General features: G+C 62.0%; 26 protein-coding genes, 2 tRNA genes and 1 other RNA gene. 12 read left to right on the top strand and 17 right to left on the bottom strand.

Annotated elements, in window-relative coordinates; all coding sequences use genetic code 11:
• The first annotated feature begins 5 nt into the window (after window positions 1–5).
• From Syncc8109_RS11360 to Syncc8109_RS07620, 3 genes are all read left to right on the top strand, one after another.
• Window positions 6–311, top strand: a complete 306-nt coding sequence (locus Syncc8109_RS11360; RefSeq protein WP_006850503.1) for a hypothetical protein — start codon at window positions 6–8, stop codon at window positions 309–311.
• Window positions 312–347: 36 nt separating this feature from the next.
• The gene (locus tag Syncc8109_RS11355) at window positions 348–665 is read left to right on the top strand and encodes a ComEC/Rec2 family competence protein (RefSeq protein WP_025362416.1); all 318 of its coding nucleotides are present in this window, start codon (window positions 348–350) and stop codon (window positions 663–665) included.
• Between the two features lie 210 nt (window positions 666–875).
• A tRNA-Ser gene (locus tag Syncc8109_RS07620) sits at window positions 876–962 on the top strand.
• 131 nt (window positions 963–1093) lie between these two features.
• Here the strand turns inward: Syncc8109_RS07620 and Syncc8109_RS07615 are convergent.
• On the bottom strand, window positions 1094–1363 hold the full coding sequence (locus Syncc8109_RS07615; RefSeq protein ID WP_045172942.1) for a hypothetical protein: 270 nt from the start codon (window positions 1361–1363) through the stop codon (window positions 1094–1096).
• Window positions 1364–1428: 65 nt separating this feature from the next.
• Here Syncc8109_RS07615 and Syncc8109_RS07610 point away from each other — a divergent pair, with 65 nt between their 5' ends.
• Together Syncc8109_RS07610 and Syncc8109_RS07605 are read left to right on the top strand one after the other, a co-directional pair.
• Entirely contained in the window at window positions 1429–2658 is a 1230-nt protein-coding gene (locus Syncc8109_RS07610; protein ID WP_006850297.1) for a glycosyltransferase, read from the top strand.
• Between the two features lie 31 nt (window positions 2659–2689).
• The gene (locus Syncc8109_RS07605; protein WP_025362414.1) at window positions 2690–3448 is read left to right on the top strand and encodes a sugar transferase; all 759 of its coding nucleotides are present in this window, start codon (window positions 2690–2692) and stop codon (window positions 3446–3448) included.
• A 7-nt stretch (window positions 3449–3455) separates the two neighbouring features.
• Here the strand turns inward: Syncc8109_RS07605 and cbiB are convergent, their stop codons facing one another.
• The 5 genes from cbiB to Syncc8109_RS07580 form a co-directional block, all read right to left on the bottom strand.
• Entirely contained in the window at window positions 3456–4475 is a 1020-nt protein-coding gene (gene cbiB / locus Syncc8109_RS07600) for an adenosylcobinamide-phosphate synthase CbiB (RefSeq protein WP_045172765.1), read from the bottom strand.
• Between the two features lie 119 nt (window positions 4476–4594).
• Window positions 4595–5590 carry a ketol-acid reductoisomerase gene (gene ilvC / locus Syncc8109_RS07595; protein WP_006851157.1) on the bottom strand — a complete coding sequence of 332 codons (996 nt, stop codon included), beginning with the start codon at window positions 5588–5590 and terminating at the stop codon, window positions 4595–4597.
• Window positions 5591–5652: 62 nt separating this feature from the next.
• Window positions 5653–6255, bottom strand: coding sequence for an ATP-dependent Clp protease proteolytic subunit (locus Syncc8109_RS07590; protein WP_006851781.1), 603 nt, complete (start codon window positions 6253–6255; stop codon window positions 5653–5655).
• 53 nt (window positions 6256–6308) lie between these two features.
• Window positions 6309–6977 (bottom strand): ATP-dependent Clp protease proteolytic subunit, encoded by a 669-nt coding sequence (locus tag Syncc8109_RS07585; RefSeq protein WP_025362412.1) that lies wholly within the window; start codon window positions 6975–6977, stop codon window positions 6309–6311.
• Window positions 6978–7001: 24 nt separating this feature from the next.
• Window positions 7002–8159: a PIN/TRAM domain-containing protein gene (locus tag Syncc8109_RS07580; RefSeq protein WP_025362411.1), complete on the bottom strand. Its 1158-nt coding sequence runs from the start codon at window positions 8157–8159 to the stop codon at window positions 7002–7004.
• 39 nt (window positions 8160–8198) lie between these two features.
• On the opposite strand from Syncc8109_RS07580, the gene hemW reads away from it, so the two are divergent.
• Complete coding sequence (gene hemW / locus Syncc8109_RS07575; RefSeq protein WP_006851404.1) at window positions 8199–9398, top strand: radical SAM family heme chaperone HemW; 1200 nt, start codon at window positions 8199–8201, stop codon at window positions 9396–9398.
• Between the two features lie 397 nt (window positions 9399–9795).
• On the opposite strand, the gene Syncc8109_RS12645 is transcribed toward hemW, so the two are convergent.
• The gene (locus Syncc8109_RS12645) at window positions 9796–9954 is read right to left on the bottom strand and encodes a hypothetical protein (RefSeq protein WP_006850776.1); all 159 of its coding nucleotides are present in this window, start codon (window positions 9952–9954) and stop codon (window positions 9796–9798) included.
• Between the two features lie 214 nt (window positions 9955–10168).
• Window positions 10169–10978, bottom strand: a complete 810-nt coding sequence (gene panB / locus Syncc8109_RS07570) for a 3-methyl-2-oxobutanoate hydroxymethyltransferase (protein WP_006850168.1) — start codon at window positions 10976–10978, stop codon at window positions 10169–10171.
• Between the two features lie 43 nt (window positions 10979–11021).
• On the opposite strand from panB, the gene ffs reads away from it, so the two are divergent.
• An RNA gene (gene ffs, locus Syncc8109_RS11840) (signal recognition particle sRNA small type) lies at window positions 11022–11119 on the top strand.
• A gap of 41 nt (window positions 11120–11160) precedes the next feature.
• On the opposite strand, the gene ftsZ is transcribed toward ffs, so the two are convergent.
• From ftsZ to miaB, 5 genes are all read right to left on the bottom strand, one after another.
• The gene (gene ftsZ / locus Syncc8109_RS07565; RefSeq protein WP_006851760.1) at window positions 11161–12270 is read right to left on the bottom strand and encodes a cell division protein FtsZ; all 1110 of its coding nucleotides are present in this window, start codon (window positions 12268–12270) and stop codon (window positions 11161–11163) included.
• Window positions 12271–12387: 117 nt separating this feature from the next.
• On the bottom strand, window positions 12388–13233 hold the full coding sequence (locus Syncc8109_RS07560; protein ID WP_045172764.1) for a cell division protein FtsQ/DivIB: 846 nt from the start codon (window positions 13231–13233) through the stop codon (window positions 12388–12390).
• The gene (locus tag Syncc8109_RS07555; protein ID WP_006850011.1) at window positions 13221–13631 is read right to left on the bottom strand and encodes a hypothetical protein; all 411 of its coding nucleotides are present in this window, start codon (window positions 13629–13631) and stop codon (window positions 13221–13223) included. Before Syncc8109_RS07555 ends, Syncc8109_RS07560 begins: the two co-directional genes overlap by 13 nt.
• Window positions 13632–13654: 23 nt before the next feature.
• Entirely contained in the window at window positions 13655–14707 is a 1053-nt protein-coding gene (locus tag Syncc8109_RS07550; protein WP_006850216.1) for a D-alanine--D-alanine ligase family protein, read from the bottom strand.
• A gap of 51 nt (window positions 14708–14758) precedes the next feature.
• The gene (miaB, locus tag Syncc8109_RS07545) at window positions 14759–16153 is read right to left on the bottom strand and encodes a tRNA (N6-isopentenyl adenosine(37)-C2)-methylthiotransferase MiaB (protein ID WP_006851186.1); all 1395 of its coding nucleotides are present in this window, start codon (window positions 16151–16153) and stop codon (window positions 14759–14761) included.
• Window positions 16154–16227: 74 nt separating this feature from the next.
• On the opposite strand from miaB, the gene Syncc8109_RS07540 reads away from it, so the two are divergent.
• Window positions 16228–17319 carry a mandelate racemase/muconate lactonizing enzyme family protein gene (locus Syncc8109_RS07540; protein ID WP_025362410.1) on the top strand — a complete coding sequence of 364 codons (1092 nt, stop codon included), beginning with the start codon at window positions 16228–16230 and terminating at the stop codon, window positions 17317–17319.
• Entirely contained in the window at window positions 17316–18398 is a 1083-nt protein-coding gene (locus tag Syncc8109_RS07535; protein WP_006850223.1) for a DUF1611 domain-containing protein, read from the top strand. The genes Syncc8109_RS07540 and Syncc8109_RS07535 overlap by 4 nt, the downstream gene beginning before the upstream one ends.
• A gap of 3 nt (window positions 18399–18401) precedes the next feature.
• Here Syncc8109_RS07535 and Syncc8109_RS07530 read toward each other — a convergent pair.
• Window positions 18402–18474: transfer RNA gene (locus Syncc8109_RS07530), tRNA-His, on the bottom strand.
• Between the two features lie 84 nt (window positions 18475–18558).
• Between Syncc8109_RS07530 and Syncc8109_RS07525 the strand changes: the two genes are divergently transcribed.
• From Syncc8109_RS07525 to Syncc8109_RS07515, 3 genes are read left to right on the top strand one after another with little or no spacing between them, the layout of a single operon-like run.
• Window positions 18559–18948, top strand: a complete 390-nt coding sequence (locus tag Syncc8109_RS07525; RefSeq protein WP_025362409.1) for a DUF4359 domain-containing protein — start codon at window positions 18559–18561, stop codon at window positions 18946–18948.
• Window positions 18948–20225, top strand: coding sequence for an amidohydrolase family protein (locus tag Syncc8109_RS07520; RefSeq protein WP_025362408.1), 1278 nt, complete (start codon window positions 18948–18950; stop codon window positions 20223–20225). The genes Syncc8109_RS07525 and Syncc8109_RS07520 overlap by 1 nt, the downstream gene beginning before the upstream one ends.
• Before the next feature lie 18 nt (window positions 20226–20243).
• Complete coding sequence (locus Syncc8109_RS07515; protein WP_025362407.1) at window positions 20244–21593, top strand: FAD-binding oxidoreductase; 1350 nt, start codon at window positions 20244–20246, stop codon at window positions 21591–21593.
• Between the two features lie 3 nt (window positions 21594–21596).
• Here the strand turns inward: Syncc8109_RS07515 and Syncc8109_RS07510 are convergent, their stop codons facing one another.
• The 3 genes from Syncc8109_RS07510 to Syncc8109_RS07500 form a co-directional block, all read right to left on the bottom strand.
• The gene (locus Syncc8109_RS07510; RefSeq protein ID WP_084213277.1) at window positions 21597–22070 is read right to left on the bottom strand and encodes a pentapeptide repeat-containing protein; all 474 of its coding nucleotides are present in this window, start codon (window positions 22068–22070) and stop codon (window positions 21597–21599) included.
• 68 nt (window positions 22071–22138) lie between these two features.
• Complete coding sequence (locus tag Syncc8109_RS07505; RefSeq protein ID WP_006850517.1) at window positions 22139–23353, bottom strand: folylpolyglutamate synthase/dihydrofolate synthase family protein; 1215 nt, start codon at window positions 23351–23353, stop codon at window positions 22139–22141.
• Window positions 23354–24535 carry an aspartate aminotransferase family protein gene (locus tag Syncc8109_RS07500; RefSeq protein ID WP_006849741.1) on the bottom strand — a complete coding sequence of 394 codons (1182 nt, stop codon included), beginning with the start codon at window positions 24533–24535 and terminating at the stop codon, window positions 23354–23356.
• Window positions 24536–24540 lie beyond the last annotated feature (5 nt).

Below are 24540 nucleotides of genomic sequence, written 5' to 3'. Positions count from 1 at the left end.
CGGCTGTGGCGATCAGCGGTCGCTTGCTTGCCGATGTGCGCCGTTTTCCCTCGGGCTGTACCGGTCTGTTGGAGGTGGATCGGATCGAGGCTCGCGGGGTTGAGGGGCGAACCGAGCTGCAGTTGCCTGACTGCACTGCGCCCCTGCTGCAGGGCTGGCGTGTCCAGGCCATGGGAGTGCTGAGGCGTCCGCTGCCAGCGGCGCACCCGCTGTTCCGGGATCGGCGAACGTCTGTCCCGCCAAGGCCCTTGGAGTCAGCTACGGGTCGAGAGCATCGAAGTGCTGCAGCGTCCATGGACGCCGTTGGCTGATCTGCGGCGCGATGTTGCTCAAGGCTGCAACAGGCCATGGGGCCGCGGCGGGGCGGTTTCCTGGTCGATCTGGTAGCGGGAAGCGCCCAGGTGCAGCTCCCGGAAGACATCCGAGAGGCGTTCCGTATGGCCGGCTTGTCCCATGCCCTTGCGGCATCTGGGTTTCACCTCACGGTTCTGCTCGGCAATGTGCTGATGCTGGCCCGCCGCTGGCCGCCTGGCCTGCGGCTTCCCCTGGCGGCCATGGCGCTGCTGCTGTTTCTCTGCCTTGCCGGAGCCCAGCCATTGGTGGTGCGGGCGGTGCTGATGGCCTATCGGTGCAGCGCCTGCAGCCTCGCTCTGGAGTACTGGTGATACGGATGGGGCATCAGCTCTGGCAGCTGTTTCCAAGCCCTCAGGCCTTGTGGGCATTGCAGCATCGGCAGCGATCAGAACCCCGGCAGATGATCACCGGAACATGGCTGGGGTTTTAGCCTTCCGCACCCCAGCGCCTTTGGCTTCTGAAGCATGGAGCAGGTGCCCGGTTCGTCGGCCTTTAAACTGCGGGGACGTCTGAGGGCGTGTGGAGAGGTGGCAGAGTCCGGTTGATCGCGCACGACTCGAAATCGTGTAGGGGTAACACCCTCGTGGGTTCGAATCCCACCCTCTCCGTTTTGTTGATCGTCGAATAGAGATATTGCTTGATTAAGAGTTAATTAATCAAAGACATTTTGGCTTATTGCAAATTGCTAAAGCTTCGAACGTAATTATTTGGGTTTTTAGGGGGTGTATCGGTGCTGTTTTTATGAATGAAACAGCAGAACCAGCCCCTGTTCAACTTGATGAAATTCTCGTTCCTCTCGGCTGAGGTCGAGCCCCACATTCAGCCCTTCTTTGAGTGCGTCCTCAAAGGGCGGTGTTGATGGCGGAGCGCTGTCAATCCAAAGTGCCGCTATACCCACCGCTGTGGCATGCCAACGAAATCGGCTCGTTGTGCCGATGTCCGGTTCATTCAATGCCTCCTCCAGGAGGATGTTGATGGTGAGGTTCGTGCTGGACATGTGCACCAGCATCGTGATCTTGGCCTGCTCCTGCAATGAGCTGAGAGACTTCGTAGCGTTCGCTTTATTCCAGAGGGATGTCCTCGGCTTCGGATCACCTCCCGCAGCGCATCGCTCTGGTTCATGAGTGGTTCTCGCCTCGTTCTGTCGGTGGTGCAGAACAGGTTGTTCAAGAGGTTGATTCTTTACTGCGCAGCCTCGGCTGCGAGCCGCAGATGGCGGCCCTGATTGACGCCGAATCTCGACGGCCGGGCAGTTGGTTGCATGGACGATCCGTCCTCACCAGCCCGATTCAGTGCCTGCCGTGGGGGCGCAGCCATGTGCAGCAGTACCTGCCGCTGCTGCCCTTTGCTATCGAACAGATCGATCTTGGCGCTGCTGAGCTGGTGATCAGCAGCAGTCACCTGGTAGCCAAGGGTGTGCTGACGGCTCCGGACCAGCTGCACATCAGTTATGTGCATACACCCGTGCGTTACGCCTGGGACCAGATGCACGCTTATCTGCAACGTTCGGCGCTGGCTCGGCGTGGTCTGGGCCCTTTGATTCGCTGGCAGTTGCATGCTCTGCGGCAATGGGACCAACTCAGTGCGCAGCGGGTGGATCACCTCATTGCCAACTCCCGTTTCACGGCGCGTCGAATCCGCAAGTACTGGGGGCGGGAGGCCAGCGTGATCCATCCCCCCGTCGAGGTGGAGCGCTTTCGCTGGAATGCCGATCGAGACGACGTCTACCTCTGTCTGTGTCGTTTGGTCCCCTACAAGCGGGTGGATCTTGTAGTGGAAGCCTTCAACCGCTTGGGTCTACCCCTGCTTGTGGTGGGGGATGGTCCGGAGAAGGAGCGATTGGAGGCTCTAGCTGGTCCCACGGTCACCTTGCTCGGCCGTCAGTCCCAGCAGCAGGTGGAAGAGCTCATGGCCCTTTGTCGGGCATTTGTGTACGCCGGCCTGGAGGACTTCGGCATTGCTCCGGTGGAAGCAATGGCTTCCGGAGCGCCGGTGATTGGGTTGGGGCGGGGTGGTTTGTTGGACACGGTGCGTTGTGCGGCTGCCGGGATTCCTGAGCCCACTGGGGTGCTGTTCCCGGAACAAAGCGTCGAGTCGTTGGTGCAGGCAGTGGAGTGGTTTGAACAAGAACGGATTTGGCGTTCTCTGGATGCAGAAGCCATTCGTGCGTGGGCCGAACGCTTCAGACCGGAAGCCTTTGCGGCGCGCTTTGAATCGGTTCTCCGAACAGCTTGGAGTGCCCATCAGCGGGGCTGTGCCGTTGCAGCGAGTGACCCTGCGGAGATGCCAGGGCTGCGCCTGTGACGTTGAGTGTGGTGAGTCCCAGGTTGAGCCTTTGACCTCGGCCTCCCGGCCATCTTTGATTCAGTCCGCAGGGCGTGCAGCTCGCCGTGGCAAGTGCAAGCCCCACCTTGCGCTGATCTCAGCCCCGCCATCGGTTCTGTCCACCGGCACGCTGATCCGCCACCAGAACCGTTGGGGCCGAGTCTTCAAGCGCACAGGAGACATTGTTTTTTCACTCGCCGTACTCACCATCGGTTCACCGGTGTTGCTGCTTCTTGCGGGATTGGTGAAGCTCAGTTCACCGGGGCCTGTGTTTTACGTTCAGCGTCGGGTGGGCCGTAGCTACCAACGTTTTGGCTGCATCAAGTTCCGCACCATGCGGGCCGATGCGGATGCCGTTCTTGCGCGTGTTCTGGAGGCAGATTCTTCCCTGCGTGCTGAGTTCGAGCGCGACTTCAAGTTGAAACGTGATCCCCGAATCACTCCCCTGGGCCGTTTCCTGCGCCGCTCGAGTCTTGATGAGCTTCCACAGTTCTTGAATGTTCTTCGTGGGGAGATGAGCGTGGTCGGTCCACGCCCAATCGTCGAGAAAGAACTCGTTCGTTATGGCCCTTATATGGATGAAGTTGCCTCAGTCCGCCCTGGGTTGACGGGCCTTTGGCAAGTGAGTGGCAGAAACAATTTGAGTTACAAGAAACGGGTCAAGCTTGATCTGGTCTATGCCCGTGGTCGTTCGTTCGGCCTGGACTTTGCCATTATCCTCCGCACATTTGGTGTGTTGCTCCTACCGATGGATCGAGGTGCTTACTGACTGGTGCTCAGCGGTTCATTGCCCATTGGATGATCCCAAGACCACTGAGCCAGACGATCTCCAGCCTGCTTGATGCCTTCAGAACAGCTCTAACCAAAGGCTCGTTTGGCGTTGGTTGGCCAGCTCCCAGCACAGGTTTCCGCACCAAGCGCTCTCCATACTTGTTCTCGCCACCAAGTTGGACCCCGATGCAGTGGGCGTAGATCGCTTCTGAACGACCTGCATTGGGGGATGGATCCGCAGAGCCATCCCGCTCTGCCGCCTGCACCCGTTGCATCCATTGCGTCCAGGGTGGGCAGACCAGGGGCAGCGTCAGCATGACCATCCGACAGGGCAGCCAGGTGAGTAGATCATCGAGGCGAGCGCCGGCTGTCCCCAGCCAGCGCAGCCGGCCGCTGCGGTACCCGAGCATGGAATCCAGCGTGCTGCTGGCCTTGAAGCCCCAGGCCAGCGCCAGCGGACCAGGGCCAGAAGGCACGACCATCCATAGCAGTGCACCGATCCCCATCCAGAACAGCGGTGCGAACACGCCATCCACAGCATTCTCTGAGGCTGTTTCAGCTGCGGCCCTGAGCAGTCCCGTGCGATCCAGACTTTGAACGTCTCGTCCAACGATCCAGCTCAAGTTCCGGCGGGCTGGTTCGAGATCCTCCTCCGCTGCTGATGGCAGCGCATCCACCACGGCGAGCACGCTGTCCCTGAGGCTGCGAGCGGCTAGGGCGCTGGCGAGGCTCAGGGTCAGTATCGGAATGCTGAGCCATCCCCATGGGGAGGGAAGCCACAGCAGCTGCTCCATACACCAGCCCGTCAGGACGCTGCCAAGCACAAGGATCAGGCTGATCAAGCCTCCCCCGATCCGCAGCTTGATCGGATGGTCCCCCGCCCATGGCTCGACCCAATGGCGCAACTGCTGAATGCTCCACCCCATCACCACCACGGGGTGGAGCAACCGGCGCGGGTCACCGATCAGCTGATCAAGCAGTGCTGCCCCAATCACCAGCAGGCCTCCCACCGCTTCTGAGTTCATGGGAGGGGCGTGGCCAGAAACCAACAAAAATCCCCGCTCTGCACCGTTAGGGCAACAGAGCGGGGGGTGAGGTGAGTGATGGTGTCTGATATCACCGGCTGTTCAGCGCTTGCGCTGAATTAGGCGTCCTTCAGCCAGCTGAACATCGAGCGCAGGCCTTTGCCCACTTTCTCGATCGGATGCTGGGAATCACGGTCGCGCACCTTTTTCATCTCTGGTTTACCGGCTTCGCATTCGGCCACGAAGTTCCTGGCGAAGGTGCCGTCCTGGATGTCTGCCAGAACGCGCTTCATCTCGGCCTTGGTGTCGGCGGTGATCAGACGGGGGCCGCTGACGTAGTCGCCGTACTCAGCGGTGTTGGAGATCGAATCGCGCATGGAGGTCAGTCCTCCCTTCACCATCAGATCCACAATCAGCTTCACCTCGTGCAGGCACTCGAAGTAAGCCAATTCGGGCTGGTAGCCCGCTTCCACCAGGGTCTCGAAACCAGCCTTCACGAGTTCGGACAGACCGCCACACAGCACAGCCTGCTCACCGAACAGGTCGGTTTCGGTCTCTTCCTTGAAGTTGGTCTCCAGGATGCCGGCACGGGTGCCACCGATCCCCTTGGCATAGGCCATCGCCATGCCGCGGGCATTGCCGGAGGCGTCCTGTTCGATGGCGAACAAGGCGGGCACACCCTGGCCGTTCTGGTACTCCCAACGCACGGTGTGGCCAGGGCCCTTCGGGGCGATCATCACCACATCCACATCGGCGGGCGGCTTGATCAGCTCGAACCGGATGTTGAAGCCGTGGGCGAAGCTGAGCACCTTGCCTGCACTCAGGTGGGGTGCGATTTCCTGCTCGTAGACGTCCTTCTGGAATTCGTCGGGCAGCAAGACCATGATCCAGTCGGCCTTGGCTGAGGCATCGGCCACGCTCATGACCTCAATACCGTCTGCCTTGGCTTTCTCGGCGGAGCGGCTGCCGTCATAGAGGCCCACCACCACGTTCACGCCTGAATCCTTCAAGTTCAGAGCGTGGGCATGACCCTGGGAGCCATAACCAATGATGGCCACGGTCTTGCCGTTCAGCAGACCGAGATCGGCGTCGGAGTCGTAAAAGAGCTGGGCCATCCGGGGCGGGCTTGCGGAACACTGCAGTGGACGAGCTTACGCAGCGGCCTGCCCCGTTCGGTTCAGGCCTCGTTCGGATGGGATATGACGCGGTCGATCAGGCCGTATTCCTTGGCTTCTTCAGCGCTGAGGAAGTAGTCCCGGTCGGTGTCCTTCTCGATCTTCTCGAAGCTCTGGCCACTCATATCGGCCAGGGAGCGGTTGAGCATCTCCTTCATCCGCAGGATCTCCCGTGCTTCGATTTCGATGTCACTGGCCTGGCGACGGCTGGTGCCGCCAAGGGGCTGGTGAATCATGATCCGGCTGTGGGGCAAGGCGACCCGCTTACCCTTGGTGCCAGCGGCGAGAAGAAAGGCACCCATGGATGCAGCAAGGCCAACGCAGATGGTCACCACCTCGCTCTTGACGTACTGGATGGTGTCGTAGATCGCCAGTCCAGCTGTGACGGAGCCGCCGGGGGAGTTGATGTACAGGTAGATCGGCTTGCTGCTGTCTTCCGAGTCGAGATAGAGCATCTGGGCCACCAGGCTGTTGGCGATGCCGTCATTGACCTCAGAGCCAAGGAAGAGAATCCTCTCCACTCCGAGACGGGTGTAGATGTCGACCCAGCGCTCCATCTGGCTGCCGGGCAGGCGGTAGGGAACGCTGGGGGTACCGATCGGCATGGTTCAGGACGTTGATGAAGGAAGGGCAGGAAGGTTGGGTCTGATGCCGTCGGTCAGACGGGGGGATTGCCAGGCAGGTCCTTGCGGCTGCTGAGCACGCGGTCGATCAGTCCGTACTCAACAGCTTGTTGAGGGGTGAGGTAGCTCATCCGGTCGGAGTCATTGCTCAGGTCCTCCACAGAACGACCTGTGTTGGTAGAGAGGATCTCGAGCATCGCCTGCTTGTTGTGCAGCACTTCTTTGGCCCGGATCTGGATGTCCGTCGCCTGACCGCGGGCGCCGCTGCGGGGCTGGTGCAGAACGATGGAGGAGTGAGGCAATGCGGCCCGTTGACCTTTGGTCCCTGCCGAAAGGATTACCGCCGCCGTGCCCATGGCCTGGCCGATGCAGATGGTGTGCACGGGAGGCTTCACGTAGCGGAGGGTGTCGCAGATGGCGAAGGCTTCGGTCTCGAATCCGATGGCATCCCCCGAGTACCAGCTGGTGCCTGTGGAGTTGATATAGAAGTAAATCGGCTTCTCTGGGTTGTCGAACTCCAGATAGAGCAGCTGAGCGATGATCAGCTCGGTCACGTCGATGCCCATCTGACGCTTGGCGTCGTCGTCAGAGAACAGGGGCAAGCCCAAATAGACGATTCGCTCCTTGAGCAGGAGTGACGGAAGGTCTGGAGGTGGTGTGCGCATCACGGCGCTGTCGCCGTAGTACGGGGCCGAAGTTGTCATCTCCACCATCGCGGTGGAGCGAGCCTAGCCGGGGTCAGCGGGCTTGCGGTTGCTGGTTTTGGCCGGTTTTCCCTGACTTTTCGATTTGGTTGAAGGCTTGGTGTCGGTTGATGCATCGTTCTCGTTCAACCGTGCAAACACCATGCGGCCGGTTGGGGTTTGCAAGGCACCGGTCACCACCACCGGTTTGCGTTGGCCGATTAGCGATTTCGCCTCGTTGACCACCACCATTGTTCCGTCATCGAGGTAGCCGACACCCTGGCTGTCCTCTTTCCCCTCACGCACGATCTTGAGTTTGAGCTCGTCGCCGGGTTGCACTTCAGGCCGCAACGCGATCACCAGTTCACTCAGATTCATCACCTTTAGGTCTTTGACCTGGGCTACCTGCGCCAGGTTGAAGTCTGCGGTCACCAGCGTGCCGCCGGTGTCAGATGCCAACTGCAGCAGTCGGTCGTCAGTTCCCTTGCCGTCGTAACGGGTGCTGTTGATCACTAACCGCCGCCCGTAGGTTTCCCGCAGATCCTTCAGAAGCTTCAGGCCACGTCGGCCCTTGGCTCGCTTTTCGATGTTGGTGGAATCCGACAGCTGCTGCATCTCATCGATCACTGATTCGGCAACGATCACCTGCCCCTCAAGCAATCCGCAGGCGAGCATGCCGCGGATCCGGCCATCGATGATCACGCTGGTGTCCAGGATCTTGGCCGTGGCGGGAGTCAGCACCCCATCAGCCACCAGCAGCGCCTCCGTGCTCGCGGGATTGAACAGGCGCAGCAGCGTGCGACCGTGAACTTCCGCCAGGTTGCTTCCCAGAATTCCAAAAAAGACATTGCTCACCACCGCCAGAAGGGGTTTGAGCAGAACAATTCCTCCGGAGAATGGAAGCAGCAGAACAGGCAGCAGCAGCAGGTTGGCCACCAGCAGCCCCAGGATTAGGCCGACAGCCCGGCTCACCAGCAGATCGGTGGGCATGGTGCGCACCTGTTGCATCAGGCGCACCCGCAGCTTTTTGAACACCAGGCCTGCGATCAAGCCAATGCCACCGCCAGCTCCGCTGAGCTGTAGACGCAACTGTTCAGCATTGGTGGTTGCACTCACCAAGCCGTCGGGCAGTAAGTGAATCCCCATCCACCCGGCAGCTGCACCGGAAACAACAAACAGAAGCAGGATGAGCGGATCCACCATGGGTTCAGGTCGTGGCAGCTCGATCCGGATGCCAGAAGCATGCCTTATCCCATCCCGCCCCGCAGCGCCTACCTCCACATTCCCTTCTGCCACCGGCGCTGTTACTACTGCGATTTCGCCGTGGTTCCCCTGGGGGACCAGGCCCGCGCCGACCACGGGCCTGGCAGTCGCTCGATCCGTGAGTACCTGAGCCTGCTGCATCGGGAAATCGCCTCTGCCCCAGGGGGTCCTCCCTTATCCACTGTGTATATCGGCGGGGGAACGCCATCGCTGTTGTGCCCCGATCAGATCGGAGCACTGATCGATGCCTTGGCCAACAAATTCGGTCTTCAACCAGGTGCGGAAATCACCCTAGAGATGGATCCGGCGACCTTTGACGCCGCGCAGTTGGCCTCCGTTCTGGCCCATGGCGTGAACCGCATCAGCCTGGGGGGGCAGAGCTTTGATGATGCTGTGCTCGAGCAGCTGGGGCGTCGGCATCGCCAGAGCGACCTCCATGCGGCGATCGACTGGCTGGTTCAGGCTTGGCGCGATGGCGTGCTTCGGTCCTGGAGTCTCGATCTCATCCAGAACCTCCCGGAGCAGACCCTGGCCGGGTGGAATGCGCAGTTGGATCAGGCCATTGCCAGTCAGGCTCCCCATCTCTCGATTTACGACCTCTCGGTGGAGCCGGGCACGGTGTTTGATCGCCAACGAACGCTTGGACGGTTGAAGCTGCCAAAGGACGACCTTGCCGTTGCCTTGATGGAGCGGACCACGCAACGGCTGGCGGCTGCTGGACTCAGTCGCTACGAGATTTCGAACTACGCCCGTCCGGGTCATGCCTCTCGTCACAACCGGGTGTACTGGAGCGGTGCCGGTTGGTGGGGTTTTGGCATGGGAGCGACATCAGCACCCTGGGGGGTGCGTTTGGCACGACCACGCACCCGCGCCGCTTACGCGGAATGGCTGGACCACCCTCCTGAGGAATCAATCGCCGAGGCTGGTCTCCCCCTTGATGATCAATTGCTGGTTGGTCTGCGGCGCCGGGAAGGGGTGATCCTTCAAGGTCTTGATGCCGAGTCCCTATTGCGCCGTTGGCAACCGTTCGTTGAGCGTGGATGGCTGCAGCAGCGGGCAGGCCGTTGGTGTCTTGCCGACCCCGAGGGCATGGCCCTCAGCAATCAGGTGCTGATTGAGGTGATTCTGTGGTGGGAAGAGGTTTTAGAAGAACAAAGCCAGTCACAGCAAGCGATCTAATTGATCAGCGGCTGCTATTGCGTTTGGCTCGGAGTGCAGAGACCTTGCGACCTGTATGGCTGCTTGGGTCAGAAATGTGAATGAATTCGCCCGAAATCTCAAAAAAAAAGAGGTAGGCCCCTCGGCCCACCCCCAAACGACGCATTGAAGGCACCACTGCCTTCTAATCAATCATCGCTGACGGATGGGCGCTCGCCAGGTATGAGTTGCATCTGATTAGGCATTAATGCTTGGCCAGATCTTCTCAAGTTGGCTGTGAGGATGGCTTGGGCGCTAGCACCACTGCAAACGCTTGGGAGACGGAATGTTCGCGGGTTCCCTCGCCCGCGTCTCCCTAAACGCTTGAGACAGTCGAGCCAAGGCTCGATGGACGACCTCATCCCTGTTTTCGAGCAGATCAAGCAGGGTCTGCCAGCAACTCTGAGATGTTGGGCATGGGATCAGGCTTCCCATCAGCAATTGCACGGGCACGAAGGTAAAACCAGCTCTCGGTCTCGCCCTTGGCTTCCATGCTTTCGGCGATCGATTTCCAGTTGTTGATCTCAGTTTTATCCATAGGGAAGCAAATAAAAAATCTCCGGAACCTCTCAGAACCGGAGATCGTCCAACGGTCTGGTTGCAGCTCTGCATTCAGACTTGCGAAGCCTAAAAATCGAGAGCAGACGACGGAGGTCCGGATGACCGTTGTCGTCTCTCGAAACCCAGCCGTTTCTTTCCAGGCTTCGCATCACACACAGCCCTTTGGCGCTTTAAGGGCTGTGATTCAAGTTCTAATCGGCTTGGGTGATCCCCCCTTTGGTGGGAAGAGTGTTGTTCCGGGTCTGTTGGACCCAACCCTTCAACGCGTCGATGAACAGGCGGCGGCCATCCACCAGCGCTGGGCTGAAGGGAGGTTGTTTGGCGGTGAGCCCCAGCAGGTCTGCGGTGACGCGCACCTGGCCGTCGCAGTCGTCACCTGCCCCGATGCCGATCACCGGGATGGTCAGGGCCTGCTGCACCCGGCGCGCCAGATCCGCAGGAACATGTTCCAGTACCAGGGAGAAGCAGCCCTTCTGCTCGAGGGTGCGCGCCTGATCTACCAGTCGTTCCTGGCTGATGGTGTCCGTGGCCTGGCGCCGGTACCCCTGACGATGCACGGCCTGGGGGGTGAGGCCCAGATGCCCCATCACGGGAATGCCCATGCGCACCAAACGGTCGATCACGGCGACAACCTCGGGTTCCGCCCCCTCCAATTTCACCGCCGCTGCGCTGGACTCCTTCAACAAACGCCCTGCGGCAGTCATGGCGCGGTCTTCGCCGCACTGGTAGCTGAGAAAGGGCAGGTCACAGACCAGCAGGGGCTGATCGGCGGGCATGGCCGTCAATCCCCGGGCCACCGCCTGGCTGTGATGAAGCATCTGCTCCAGGCTCACCGGGAGTGTTGTGGCATGACCCAGCGCCACCATCGCCAGTGAATCACCGATCAGCAGTACGTCTGCACCGGCGGCTTCCGCCAGAGCTGCAGAGAGGCTGTCCCAAGCGGTAAGCACGGCTATGGGTTGGCCCTTCTGCTTGAAGCGGATCAGATCAGAAGGACGCATGCAGCTACAGAAGCCCTCGGCGGCTCATTGCTAGCATTTAGCCGATTCGGGCCCATGCGGCTCTGACGCCCAAATCTGGTCAGGACCGGAAGGGAGCAGCCACACGGGATGCTCAGGGCAGGCGTGGGTTCCGGGTCACCACCCTCAAATGAGCTGTCAGACCGCGGGGTCTGACAGAGCTTTTACAACGTGCTGTTGTCCTGTTGCTGACGGCGACGCAGGAATTCAGGAATGCGGGCGCCGTTCTCTTCGGGTTCCCCACGATTCAGGATTCCGGGCACGGAGCGGCTGCGCTCGCTGCGGTAAGGCTGTTTGTTCTCGAAGCCTGTGGCAATCACCGTGACGTGGATCTCGCCTTCGAGAGCCTCATCCACCACAGCGCCCACGATGATGTTCGCTTCGGGGTCGACAACGTCGTAGATCACCTCGGAAGCAGTGGTCATGTCTTCCAGGGTCATGTCCTTTCCGCCGCTGATGTTGATCACACAGCCCTTGGCGCCATCGATGCGCTCGGTTTCCAGCAGAGGGCTGGCGATCGCAGCTTGGGCAGCCTCCACGGCTCTCGAGCGACCGGAACCGATGCCAATGCCCAGCAGTGCTGTGCCTGCTTCGGTCATCACGGAGCGAACGTCAGCAAAGTCAACGTTTACCAAGCCCGGGCAGGTGATGATGTCGCTGATGCCTTTGACGCCCATGCGCAGAACGTCGTCCGCACTCCGGAAGGCTTCCTGAAGAGGTGATCCGCCGATGGCATCACGCAGACGGTCGTTGGGGATCACGATCAGGGTGTCCACGTGTTCCGCCAACCGAGCGATGCCTTCGTCGGCCTGACGCATGCGACGACGGCCCTCGAAGCTGAACGGCTTGGTCACGATGCCCACGGTGAGAGCACCGACTTCACGAGCTACTTCGGCCACCACCGGTGCTGCACCAGTTCCCGTTCCACCGCCCATACCAGCGGCAATGAACACCAGATCAGAGCCTTGCAGCGCATCGTGCAGATCTGTGCGGGATTCCTCAGCTGCCTTCTGACCGATGGTGGGATTGCCGCCTGCACCCAGTCCGCGGGTCAGGGTCTGCCCCAACTGCAGCCGTTGCTGGGCCTGCGACTGGATCAGGGCCTGCGCATCGGTGTTGAGAACGCGGTAACCAACACCCTCAAGGTCGCTGAGGATCATTCGGTTGACGGCATTGCTGCCGCCACCTCCAACGCCGATGACCTCGATGCGGGCGGACTGGCTGGGCTGGATACCAGCTGCCGTGAAAGACCCTGAGCCGCTCACCATCTCCATCGTCGAGGCAGAACCGTGTGGTTGCGTTGCATTATGTCCCTGAAGCCTGGTCTCGGCTTCAACAGATCACAAACCCGGCGCTGAGGTTGTGGTCTCCAGATTTTCCACCCGTTGGTTTCAGGATTCAGTTTTGACCTGCTTGGGGGCGGGTGTAGCCGGCAGTTGCAGTTCCGGGCGCTCCGGATTGCTGAGATCAAGGCTGCTGTGATGGGCCTGGCGCAGGTGCTTCGGTAATGTCTTGTTTAGATGGAAGATCATTTCGATCTGGGCATTCAGAAGGGCCGGTTCGCCGCCGAGATCGATCCGGCCCAGTGCAGTGGTGATCAGACTGATGTTGCCGTCGGGATCAAGCACGATGGCTTTCAGCATCCCCGCGAAGCGATTCCGTTGTTTCAGCAACGCAGCGACCTGACCGCGTTGCGGGCCATTCCAGCCGCGCACCATGATGTCTGTGAGCGGTTCTGCTACGGCGTCGCTCAGGGGAATCCATTCGCCTGCGGCGTTGAGCAGCCCCCGTTCCCGTCCAGCGGGTCCCCGACGCTCAGCACGTGCGATTGGAATCTCCGGCTTCAGGCTGATGACTAGGCGAGCGGGGAGCATCCCGCGCTGCACGTGAGCGCTGTGAACTGGTAATTCCCTGACCAGCTGTTGTTCCAGTTCCCTCGGACTCACCTCCAGCAGGGGTGCGGGAAAGCGCAGCTTGGCCGCCTCGATCACCTGATTGGTCTCAAGGGCCGTACCGCCGGTCAGGATGACTGCCTCAGGGCTCCGCAGCGTCCAGCCATGGCGCAGCAAGATCCAGCTGAATCCGCCACTGAGAAGCAGCAAGGCCACAAAGCGCCAGAGCTGGAGCAAAAATGTCTGGCGGCGCTGCCGGCGCAAGTCCCGGCGCCGGGCGACCTGAGCGGAAACCGGCCGTTGGCAGGATTTGTTGTTGGTCGAGACCCGGCTCACAGGTCGCATCGGGCCCGTGCCATCAGCTGCTCACCCCAGCTGCGCGCGCGGTCAGCATCAGAGAAGGGCACATCCATCTGCAGATCTGTCCCGATGAGGCGCAGCCGACAACGCCCCTGGGATTCATCGGTGAGGGGCGCATCACCGGACGCCAGCGACATCAGTTCCACAAGCTCGAGTTTGCAGACATCAAACGAGCCCTGATCCTGAAAACTTCCCGCTTCGAAGCTGCTCCAGTGGAGCTCACCGTCTTTCAGACGGGCACCACCACAACCGTCGAGCTTGGCGAGTTCGGAGCCTTCGGCCCAGGTGCGAAATAGGTTTTGGCGCCGCCGTTCCAGCCATCCGAGCGACGCAAGCAGCACAAAGGCCAGCAGCAGAGGAAACCAGAGCAGTCCGTGGCTCATGGGTTAGGCGAAGGACGCTGCGCTCATTCTCCTGCGGTTTGGATCAGTTTGTGCACCAGCTGTTCGACTGTTACGCCGCTGGCCGCCCAGAGCATCGGGAACATGCTCTGGGCCGTGAAACCAGGCAGGGTGTTGATTTCGTTGATCCAGAGCTGATCGTTGGCGTCGTCGTAGAAGAAATCCACCCGACCCATGCCGTTGACGCCCACGGCAGCGCAGGCCTGCAGGGCCTGGGCGCGGATGCGGTCAGCCACTTCATCCGGCAGGGGAGCTGGAATCAGCGTGGTGCTGCGCCCTGCGGTGTATTTCGTCTCGTAGTCGTACCAGTCCGCATCAAACCGAACCTCACCGATCAACGACGCTTCGAGCATGCGTCCCCCCAGGACTGCGCATTCCACCTCTCGGGCGTTGACGCCCTGCTCCACCACCAGCCTTGGATCGAGCGCTGCAGCCTGGTCGAGGCCTGCTTCCAGTTCTTTGCGGGAACGCACCTTGCTGATGCCCACAGAGGAGCCGAGATTGGCGGGCTTCACAAAGTAGGGGTAGTTCAGTTCGCGTTCAATCCGATCCAAGAGGGCCGATCGGCTGATGGCGTTCTCGAGTTCGGACGCGTGAAGGGCCACATATGGCACCTGGGATAGCCCGGCGCTGGCGAAGGCAGATTTCATAGCCAGCTTGTCCATGCTGACGGCTGAGCCGAGCACGCCGGCGCCCACGAATGGTTTGCCGGTCAGCTGGAACAACCCCTGAATGGTGCCGTCCTCTCCATTGGGACCATGCAGCACCGGGTACCAGAGGTCGACCGCATCACATCCCTTCGGGAATCCCTGGAATCCTGAGGGGGGCAGAGGTGGGTTGAGCTCCGGTGCGGTTTCGGAGGACAGGGTTGCCTCGGACAGATCCGTTCCCCACCAGCGACCCTCAAGGTCGATGTAGATCGGCTGCACCGTATATCGCTTTCGGTTTTGCCCGCTGCGCAGACCTCGGACGACGGTCGCCGCTGATCGGATCGACACGTTGTGCTCTCCAGAGCGGCCTCCAAAGACGAGCCCGATCGTGGTGGGACTGGACGGCATGAATGCTGCGACCCTTGAGCGGTGGGAGCGCCAAAGGTATCAGCGTTGTACTCAGTGGGGCAGGGGGCTGCCGCTGAGTGAAAAGGAGCGCACCTCATCGATGCGCACCTCCACTAGATCGCCCGCTTTGTAGGCACGACCATCTGCTCCGGTGGAGCTGAAGAAGGTCAGGCGATTGGTGCGGGTTCGCCCCATCAGCTGCGATGGGGCCTTGGGGTTGATGCCCTCCGCAAGCACTTCTTCCGTGCGCCCCTCGTAGCGGGTATTGGCCTTGCGGGCGCAGCGTTCCACCAGAGCATTGATTTCGCGCAGGCGTTCCACCTTCACCTCCTCCGGCAACTGGTTTTCCCAATTGGCTGCAGGGGTATTGGGCCGTGGTGAATAGGCCGCTGTGTTCACCTGATCGAAACCGATCTCTTCAATCAGATGGAGGGTGCGGCGGTACTGCGCATCGGTTTCGCCAGGGAAGGCAACGATCACATCGGCACTGAGGGAGGCATCGGGCATGCGCTCACGGATGCGGTCGATGATCCGCCGGTAGCGCTCAACGGTGTAGCCCCGGGCCATTGCCTGCAACACGTCGTTGTCCCCGCTCTGAAACGGAATGTGGAAGTGTTCGCAGAGCTTGGGCAGGTCGGCACAGGCATCGATCAGCCGCTCGGTGAAGTAGCGCGGATGGCTGGTGGCAAAACGGATCCGTTCAATGCCCTCCACGTCGTGGACGTGATGGAGCAGATCCGTGAGGGTGTGTTGGCGGCGACCCTCCGGCGTGATGCCCGGCAGATCCCGGCCGTAGGCATCAATGTTCTGGCCGAGAAGAGTGATTTCCTTGTAGCCCTGGGCGGCAAGACCCTCCATTTCCAGCTTGATCGCTTCGGGCAGCCGTGATTGTTCTTTGCCTCGCACGGAGGGCACCACGCAGTAGGTGCAACGTTCGTTGCAGCCGTAGATCACGTTCACCCAGCCGCAGATGCTGCTGTCCCGGCGGGCCGTGGTGATGTCTTCAAGGATGTGGTGGTCTTCGGTGGCGACCACCTGCTGACCGCTGTCTACCTGCAGCAGAAGGGTTTCAAGCCGATTGGCGTGCTGCGGTCCCATCACCAGATCCAGCTCCGGCACCCGTCGGAGCAGTGATTCACCCTCCTGCTGAGCAACGCAGCCCGCCACCACCAGGGTGAGATTGGGGTTGCTGCGTTTCCTCTGGGCCTGTCTGCCGAGGTAGCTGTAAACCTTCTGCTCGGCGTTGTCCCGGATGGTGCAGGTGTTGTAGAGCACCAAATCGGCATCCAGTTCGGCTGAAGCCTCCCGATAGCCCATGGCCTCCAGGATTCCCGCCATCCGTTCGGAATCCGCCTTGTTCATTTGGCAGCCGAACGTGGTGATCCAGTAGCTGCCACGCTGGGGGTTGGCGGTGGCGTCAGTGGCGAGGGGGGCGGAGGCGACCAAATCTCTGGCTCAAGCCTTCTCAGTGTGAGTCACAGAGGTGTTGTGTCAGTTTGGAGATTGACAGCCGGATGGCGATGGGCTGGGCCCTCACACGGTTTTCGCTCACCAAGGCCGTCCCCCTCACGATCAGCCGGGGCACCACAGCTGCCGTGGTGCGGTTGGAGCTCAGGTTGGAATGTGATGGGCTGGTCGGCCGCGGCGAGACCGGTGGATTTGAGACCGGCCACCGAGCCTTTGCCCTGGAGGCTGTGGAACAGGAACTGCTGGGGCTTTTGCCGCAACTGGAATCTCTGGATCCCCACCGTCCGCAACGGTTCGAGCCACTGCTTGCATCCCTGAGTCCCCCTGCCCGTTGTGCCATCGACCTGGCCTTGTGGGACTGGCATGGGCAACGGCTCGGCCATCCGCTGTGGCGGCTTTGGGGGTTGTCTCCAGCCGAGGGTGTGGCCACCAGCGTCACCCTGGGACTGGCTTCTGTAGATGCCGTGTTGGATCGTCTCGAACGTTGGTGGATACAGCTGCCGGCGACGCGGGTGAAGCTCAAGCTGGGCAGCCCCGACGGCTTGGACCACGACCTCAGTCTGTTGGGGGCGGTGGCCCAGGCCATCGCGGATCGATCCCAGCGGCAGGGTGTGGCCATCGAACTTCAGGTCGATGCCAACGGCGGATGGACCATGAATCAGGCCAGACGAATGCTGGAGCCCCTGGCCGCACACCAGGTGGTGCTGCTGGAGCAGCCTCTGGCTCCCGATCTGGATCCCACGCAGGACACAGCGGGATTCGCGGCGCTGCACCCGCACTGTCCGATGGCCTTGGTGGCGGATGAAAGTTGCTGGGATCTGGAGGATCTGCTGCGCCTGGCTCCAGTGGTGGATGGCGTGAATCTCAAGCTGCTGAAGACCGGGGGGCTCAGTCAGGCCTTGTTAATGGCGCAAGTGGCGCATAAGAAGGAGCTGGACCTGATGGTGGGTTGCTACTCCGACAGTTCGTTGTTGAACGGTGCAGCGGCCCAGATCTTGCCTCTGATCCGTTGGCCGGATCTCGACAGCCATCTCAACTTGGTGGATGACCCCTTTGTTGGCCTTGAGTTGCAGGACGATCGTCTGCGGCCTTCGGCGATGGCTGGATTGGGGATCCGCCAGGCAGGAGGCACAGCAGCGTTATGAGCGGGATTCAGGCGCCGTCGGGATTTCGGGAGATGCGGTTGGTGCTGCTCCAACACGGCGGTTTGGCCAGCCTCACCGGCAAGACCGGTCTGGCCATGCTCCGCCACCGTGCTGGACCGATCGTCGCGGTGATCGATCCCGACCATGCGGGCCAGCCTCTGCAACGCGTCACCGGTATCGAGCGTGACGTGCCGGTGGTGGCGGACTTGGCTGCGGCGCTGCCCTTTAAGCCTGAGGTTGCTGTGGTCGGCCTGGCTCCTTCGGGGGGACGGCTGCCTGATCCTGTCCGCTACGACGCCTTGGCGGCGTTGCACGCAGGCCTTCACCTCGCCAGCGGACTCCACACCCGACTGGCCAATGATCCCGAACTGGCAGACGCCTGCTGGCGCGACCGTTGGATCTGGGATCTGCGCCGGGAGCCGGAAGGACTCAACGTTGGCCAGGCACGCGCCGCAGAGCTTCCTTGTCGGCGCCTTCTGGCTATTGGCACCGACATGGCTGTCGGCAAGATGAGCGCATGCTTGTCTCTTCTGGAGGCAGCCCAGCGCTCCGGGATCCCCGCTCGTTTTGTGGGGACAGGGCAGGCCGGAATTCTGATCAGCGGAGAAGGGGTCGCCCTGGATGCTGTGCGCGTCGATTACGCCGCCGGTGCGGTGGAGGCGGCGGTGCTTCGCGCGGCGGATGCTCTTCCGGAGCAGGGTCTTGTTCTTGTGGAGGGGCAGGGATCGCTCTGCCATCCGGCCTCCACGGCCACGTTGCCCCTGTTGCGGGGCACGCAGCCGACGGCCCTGTTGCTCGTGCATCGGGCAGCACAGCAGACCATTGATCGGCTGCCTCAGGTCCCGCTTCCAAGCCTTGAGGCCTTGGTGGCCACCACCGAATCCCTGGCAAGCTGGGCTCGGCCTAATGGGGCAGCGGGGCCAGCCAAAGTGGCCGCGGTCGCCCTCAACACTGCCCGCCTAGATGAGGCTCAGGCTAGAGAAGAGGTGGAGCGCATCCGCCAGACGCTGGGTCTGCCTTGCACGGATCCGATCCGCTGGGGAGCTGAACCGCTTCTCAGGGTCTTGTTGAATTGTTGAGAGGGCGAGCGAGGGGATTCGAACCCCCGAATAGCGGCGCCACAAGCCGCTGCCTTAACCACTTGGCGACGCCCGCCGCGTCCGTGAGAATCTACCAACACGAGCTGCAGCCTGCCTGGTGTCCCCTTCATCGCGTCCGCAAGGTAGGTCTGCTCTGGCGATATTGGCGGGGGGGATTGCAGCGGCCGGGGTGCTGTCGCTGGTGGCGTCCAACCCGTCGTTGGAGGACTATCAAGCTCATGCCGGTGATCAGCTGGTCCGGTTGGGCACCAAGGAACTGTGCGACGAGCCGACCCTGCCGATGGTGCTGCGTCTCTGGATTCGCAATTGCCCTGAACTGATTGCCTCCCAGCGGGATGCACTGGCGGCGTTGGCGGGTCAGTTCACCACCCGTCGAAACTTGTTGTTGGCCAGTTTGTATTCCACACGGATGGACAGGAAGGAGATGCTGCCCGGTCTGCGCCTGCCTGGTTTTGAAGTGCTCAGCCTTGGTGTGGCCGGTCACTTCGTGGTCCTCAGCACCGATGCCGGCAACGGTGCTGAGCGGTGATGGACGCCCCGTCGCTTGAGTCCAAGCCGGGGAGTGGTGTCCTTGAGGCCTGGGCGCCCCTGGGACTGCTGGATTTCGCCCCTTCAACGCCCTTGCCGGAGGTTGGGAAGCAAGGGCTGACGCCCGTGCGCCTTGCCTGGGATCAGGGGCGCTTGCGGGAGCCCCAGCCCCTGTCCGCCGAACACGTGCCACCGTCTCGAATGGTGCTGCCGCGCTTGGTCGACTGCCATGTCCATCTGGACAAGGCCTACACCTGGCAAGAGCATCCCAACCTCAGCGGCAGCTACGGGGGTGCCCTGGAGGCCAACCTGCGGGAGCACAGCACCCGAACCGTGGCCTGCGTTCTTCAACGCGGAGAACGCGCCATGGAGAGAGCATTCGCCCATGGGCTGCGGGCCATGCGCAGCCATGTGGACAGTGGTGGCTCTGGCGCTGAGCCCAGCTGGGATGCCTTGCTAACCCTCCAGCAGCGATGGCGCCGCCGCATCGACTTGCAGCTGGTGGCGCTGGTGCCCTTGGAATTCTGGTGTTCAGCTGAAGCGGATGCTCTGGCGCGTCGTGTGGCCGCCAGTGGCGGCTGTCTGGGTGGTGTTCTGATACCTCCTTGTGGATCTGCCGTGGTCACGGAGCAGTTGGAGGTGTTGTTGCGCCTGGCTGATCGCCACAACTGCGGCGTCGATCTGCACATCGATGAGGCGGATCACGGTCCGGCGGAGGGCATGGTTCAGCTGTTGAGGGCCCTACAGCGCGTGCCGGTGCAGGTTCCCGTCACCTGCAGCCATGCCAGCAGTCTTTCCCTTCTGCCTGCGTCATGTCTGGCGCGGTTGGCAGAGCGCATGGCAGCAGCGCAGCTCAGTGTGATTGCCCTGCCCCTCACCAATGCCTGGTTGCTAGCACGGGCGGAAGATGCCACCCCCCTTCAGCGTCCGCAGGCCCCGATCCGTCAGTTGCAACGTTCTGGTGTTCCGGTGGCGGTGGCGGGTGACAACGTGGCCGACCCCTGGTTCCCGGGAGGTGACTTCGACCCCTTGGCCCTGCTGGCCGCATCGATGCCGTTGACTCAGTTGTTGCCCTGGCAGCGCCTGGGCCTGGCCCCCTTCACCACGGCACCGCCCGCCATTCTTCAACTGGAATGGGATGGGGTGCTGCGGGCCGGCGCTCCCGCCGATCTGATCTACATGGAGGGCCAGGGATGGTCGGACCTGATCCGTTGTGCTCCTCAGCGTCAGGTTCTCGTGGACGGCCACTGGCAGTCGTCACCGGGCGCTAGACCCTGACCAGTGTTCCGCCACGCCATGGGTCGCGCCGATGCCTTGATTGCCCTGCTGCAAGCCCTCAGCGTTGATCCTGAACTGGAGTTGTTGGAGGAACCAGGGGAGCTGCAGCGTCATTCCCGGGACGCCTTTGAGTACTCCCCCGTCCTGACGCCGCGGCTGGAGGCCTGCCGTGCTGAGTTGGTTGTTCGTCCGCGCACGGTGGATGCCGTTGAACGGCTGGCTTCGGCCTGCGCCGAGCACAAGGTTCCCTTAACCCTGCGCGGCTCCGGGACAGGGAACTACGGACAGTGTGTGCCTCTGCAGGGCGGCGTCGTGATGCTCACCACGGCCCTGCGGCAGATCCGCTCGATTGATCCGATCACCGGGGTGGTGAACGTGGAACCGGGTTGTGTGATGCGCGATCTGGATCAGGAGTTGCGCCGCCATGGACGCCAGCTGCGCTTGATGCCCAGCACCTGGCGCAGCGCCACGATTGGCGGCTTTGTGGCAGGGGGCTCTGGGGGCATCGGTTCCCTGCGCTGGGGCTTTCTGCGGGATCCAGGTCATCTGCTCGGGTTGGAGATTGTGCCGTTACGCCCCGATGCCCGGCGCCATCAACTCGCCGAGATGGATGCGGAGGCTTTGAATCACGCCTACGGCACCAACGGCATCATCACGGCTCTCAGCCTCGCCACAGCTCCAGCGGTCAACTGGCACCAGGTGAGTGTGGACTGCGAGCACTGGGACCAGGCGATTGAGCTGATGCAACGGATCGCTGCCTCGGCCTTGGATCTCCATTTGGCGAGCCTGCTGGAACAGCCGCTGCTGTCCCGGATGCCCGGCTGGGGTGGCCCTGTCGTCTCTGTGCACCGGCTGCTGTTGCTCGTTGCCCCCGATGGGCTCAACAGCCTGCAACGGATGGCGCAGTCAGCCGGCGCCAACCTGCGGGATCTCGGCCCTGAGGATCTCTCAGGCGGCAATGGCTTGCGCGAGCTGAGTTGGAACCACACCACCCTGCATGTGCGGGCTTCAGAGCCGGGATGGACTTACCTGCAGATGCTTTTGCCGCAACCGGAGGCCCCAGCGATGGCGGCATTGAAGCAGCGCTGGGGTGATGCCCTGCTCTGGCATCTCGAGCTTGTGCGTCAGCAGGGCTGTCCTCGGCTGGCGGCTCTGCCGCTTGTGCGTTGGCAGGGGGCAGAACAGCTGAACCGGTTGATGGACGACTGCAGGGCCGCGGGTGCCGTGTTGTTCAACCCCCACGTGATCACGGTGGAAGACGGCGGCCTTGGCGTCATCGATGCCGATCAGGTGGCGGCCAAGCAGCGCTTTGATCCCGAGGGCCTGCTCAATCCCGGCAAGCTTCGGGGTTGGGAGGAGCGCTCCTGAGGATCAGCAGCCCAAGCTGTCGAAGGTGGAAACTCCAGTGCTGGGGTTGATCCCATCGGCCTCGCCGCAAAGCCGGCGTTGATCATCACGATCGAGCAGGGCATCAGTGAAATCGGCCCCCTCGATCTGAGCGTTGCTGAAGCTGCTGCCCGACGCAATGATTCCGGTGAGGACGGCATTGCGTAGATCGGTGGCGACGAAGTCGGCGCGATCCATCAGGGCATCGGAGAGGTCAGCTCCCTGGAAATCAGCTTCGGCGAAGGCACCTTGGGTGAGGATCGCGCCATGCAGGTTGGCGCCACGGAAATTCGCTCCGCGGCCCACGGCTCCGGCGAAGGATGTGTTGGCCAGGTTCTGCCCCTCGAAGTCGCCGTTGCTCTGGTTGGTGAGCGTGTAGTCCACCTTTTCCTGGAACAGGGCACGATCCTGCAGTCCCACCCCTGCTGAGGTGTCCAGGGCCTTGGCCGGCGTCGCCATGAGCAGAAGGGGCAGGAGAAGGCCCAGCAACCGGGAGATTCGCAGCACAGTCCACGCTCAAGCTCTGCTCACTCTGCCGTTACAACGCCGCGAGCGAACAGGTCACCGATCAGATACAGCGATCCGGCAACAATCGGTACCGGTGTCGGCCATCCATTGCTGCTGAGCTGGTGCAGCACGCTTTCGAGGCCGTCGCCCTCCTGCAGCTGGTGCTCGAGCTGGGGCAGTTCCTGGAGGAGGGCCGAACGGCTCCAGCTCCTGTGGCTCGGCACCGGAATGATCCAGGCCTGGTCCTGGGGCTGCAGCAGCGTCTGGAGCATGGCGACAGCGTCTTTATGGGCCTGGATCGCCAGAATCCACACGACACCGTTGCAGGCATCGCTCCACTGGCTGCGTTCTTCCGCCAGCTGCACTGCGGCCGGTGGATTGTGAGCTCCATCGAGGCGAAGCTTGTGGTGGCCCCAATGCACCGTTTGCAGGCGACCGGGCCAGTGAGCTGTGGCGAAGCCCTGCTGAATCACAGCCTCAGGCAACGACCAGCCCAAGTCCGAGAGGGCTTGCAAGGCACCGAGGGCTACAGCGGCGTTGCTTCGCTGAATGGCGCCAGGCAAGCCGAGTTGCCAGCTTGAATTCAGGGGCTTCACCCAGTGGAGCTTGGCCTGCTGAGTGCGGCAGGTTGTCTCCAGGACGTCCTGAACTTCAGTGGGTTGGGCGCCACTGATCACGGTGGCCTGAGGCGGGATCGCTGCCGCTTTTTCGGTTGCGATGGCAGTGAGGCTGTGGCCCAGGTGCTCGCAATGATCCAACCCAACGCTAGCGACGGCCACTACAGGACGGCAGGGATGGGCCGTAGTGGCATCAAGCCGTCCCCCCAGCCCCACTTCCAGCACCAGCAGGTCGCAGGCTTGCCGGTGGAACTCCAACAGGGCTGCAGTCACAAGCAGTTCAAACGGGGTGAGCCGATGTCGTTCGATCAGGGGCTGGAGCGCCTGCAACCGGCTGCGCAGGGTTTCAATCGCAATGGGGGTCCCTTGGACCCGGATGCGTTCGCACCAGCTCACCAGGTGAGGGGAAGTGGTGACCCCGCAGCGGAGGCTGGCAGCACAGAGGGCTGATTCCAGAAAGCTGGCGATGGATCCCTTCCCGTTGGTGCCCAGCACTTGAATCGCGGGAATCGTCCGACAGGGATGGCCGAGTTCGTGCAGGGCCGCATGCATGCGATCCAACTGCAGATCCATGCCTCGCAGGTCGAAGCGTGGGATCAGATCAGACAGATCGTCCACTCAGCTGAGGCTGGAGAGGGTTGCCGCTAGACGGCGCAGCAGTTCGCGCACCTCGCGCTTCTTGATGGTCAGTGGGGGAACCATGCGCAGCACTGAGGGGCCTGCCGCCACCAGGAGCAGACCGTTGTCGATAGCAGCTTTCGCCAGTGCGGGGGCTTTCCAACTGCTGCCCTCCCGGATCACGATGCCTTGCAGCAGGCCCCAGCCCCGCACGCCTTGCAGGTGCTCGGGGAAACAGTTCACAAGCTCCTGGAGCCCGTCGCGCAGTTGTTCGCCTCGGGCTGTGACGTTGGTCAGCAGATCACGTCGTTCGATTTCGGTGGCGACCGTCAACCCCGCCCGGCAGGCGAAGGGATTTCCGCCGAATGTGCTGGCATGATCGCCGGGTTCAAACACATCAGCTGACGCGTTCACCAGCAGGGCACCAATGGCATGGCCACCGCCCAGGCCCTTGGCCAGGGTGAAGGCGTCAGGGGTGATGCCCAGTTGCTCATAGCCCCAGAGGCGGCCACTCCGCCCCATGCCCACCTGCACCTCATCAAGCATCAGCAGGATGTTTCGCTCTGTGCAGATCTCGCGCAGGCGTGAGAAGAAAGCGCGGTCTCCAGGGTTGACGCCACCCTCTCCTTGCAGGGGTTCAACCAGAACGGCCGCGATCGAGGGACCGCCCTGTTCGTAGCGGTTGATCAGGGCTTCGAGGGCCTTTAGATCGTTGTAAGGGAAATAATCAAAACCGGTCACCATGGGCTCAAAACCCTTGTGGTACTTGGGTTGACCGGTGGCGGTGACCGCCGCGAGCGTGCGGCCATGGAAGCTTGCTGCTGCCGTGAGGATCACGGGCCGTTCGATGCCGCGCCGTTGATGGCCGTGTTTGCGCGCCAGCTTGATCGCGGCTTCATTGGCTTCGGCGCCGGAATTGCAGAAGAAGACGCTGTCGGCACAGCTGTTGCGCACCAGCCAGCTGGCCAGCTCTTCCTGTTCCGGAATCCGATAGAGGTTGGAAACGTGCTGGAGCCGTCCTAGCTGCTTGCGCAGAGCCCGCTGCATGGCTCTGTCGCTGTGGCCCAGGGTGCAGGTGGCAATGCCAGCAACGGCATCCAGGTAGCGCCGCCCTTGGGTGTCCTTGACCCAGCAGCCCTTCCCCTTGGCCAGAGCCAAAGGGAAACGGCCGTAGGTGTTCATGACGG

Origin of the sequence: Synechococcus sp. WH 8109 (assembly GCF_000161795.2) — a bacterium.
Lineage (GTDB): Bacteria > Cyanobacteriota > Cyanobacteriia > PCC-6307 > Cyanobiaceae > Parasynechococcus.
Note: the sequence above shows the minus strand (reverse complement) of the source record. Positions and strands in the feature narration are given on the sequence as shown.

Coding starts and splice junctions, on each gene's coding strand:
- Syncc8109_RS11355 (WP_025362416.1), top strand. CDS start 348: ATGGGGCCGCGGCGGGGCGGTTTCCTGGTCGATCTGGTAGCGGGAAGC.
- Syncc8109_RS07610 (WP_006850297.1), top strand. CDS start 1,429: ATGTCCTCGGCTTCGGATCACCTCCCGCAGCGCATCGCTCTGGTTCAT.
- Syncc8109_RS07510 (WP_084213277.1), bottom strand. CDS start 22,070: ATGGCGACGCCGGCCAAGGCCCTGGACACCTCAGCAGGGGTGGGACTG.
- Syncc8109_RS12645 (WP_006850776.1), bottom strand. CDS start 9,954: ATGGATAAAACTGAGATCAACAACTGGAAATCGATCGCCGAAAGCATG.
- Syncc8109_RS07520 (WP_025362408.1), top strand. CDS start 18,948: ATGGACGCCCCGTCGCTTGAGTCCAAGCCGGGGAGTGGTGTCCTTGAG.
- Syncc8109_RS07515 (WP_025362407.1), top strand. CDS start 20,244: ATGGGTCGCGCCGATGCCTTGATTGCCCTGCTGCAAGCCCTCAGCGTT.
- Syncc8109_RS07555 (WP_006850011.1), bottom strand. CDS start 13,631: ATGAGCCACGGACTGCTCTGGTTTCCTCTGCTGCTGGCCTTTGTGCTG.
- ftsZ (WP_006851760.1), bottom strand. CDS start 12,270: ATGGAGATGGTGAGCGGCTCAGGGTCTTTCACGGCAGCTGGTATCCAG.
- Syncc8109_RS07590 (WP_006851781.1), bottom strand. CDS start 6,255: ATGCCGATCGGTACCCCCAGCGTTCCCTACCGCCTGCCCGGCAGCCAG.
- Syncc8109_RS07585 (WP_025362412.1), bottom strand. CDS start 6,977: ATGACAACTTCGGCCCCGTACTACGGCGACAGCGCCGTGATGCGCACA.
- Syncc8109_RS07615 (WP_045172942.1), bottom strand. CDS start 1,363: ATGCTGGTGCACATGTCCAGCACGAACCTCACCATCAACATCCTCCTG.
- Syncc8109_RS07560 (WP_045172764.1), bottom strand. CDS start 13,233: ATGCGACCTGTGAGCCGGGTCTCGACCAACAACAAATCCTGCCAACGG.
- Syncc8109_RS07540 (WP_025362410.1), top strand. CDS start 16,228: ATGGGCTGGGCCCTCACACGGTTTTCGCTCACCAAGGCCGTCCCCCTC.
- cbiB (WP_045172765.1), bottom strand. CDS start 4,475: ATGAACTCAGAAGCGGTGGGAGGCCTGCTGGTGATTGGGGCAGCACTG.
- Syncc8109_RS07550 (WP_006850216.1), bottom strand. CDS start 14,707: ATGCCGTCCAGTCCCACCACGATCGGGCTCGTCTTTGGAGGCCGCTCT.
- panB (WP_006850168.1), bottom strand. CDS start 10,978: ATGCGTCCTTCTGATCTGATCCGCTTCAAGCAGAAGGGCCAACCCATA.
- hemW (WP_006851404.1), top strand. CDS start 8,199: ATGCCTTATCCCATCCCGCCCCGCAGCGCCTACCTCCACATTCCCTTC.
- Syncc8109_RS07500 (WP_006849741.1), bottom strand. CDS start 24,535: ATGAACACCTACGGCCGTTTCCCTTTGGCTCTGGCCAAGGGGAAGGGC.
- Syncc8109_RS07580 (WP_025362411.1), bottom strand. CDS start 8,159: ATGGTGGATCCGCTCATCCTGCTTCTGTTTGTTGTTTCCGGTGCAGCT.
- Syncc8109_RS07535 (WP_006850223.1), top strand. CDS start 17,316: ATGAGCGGGATTCAGGCGCCGTCGGGATTTCGGGAGATGCGGTTGGTG.
- ilvC (WP_006851157.1), bottom strand. CDS start 5,590: ATGGCCCAGCTCTTTTACGACTCCGACGCCGATCTCGGTCTGCTGAAC.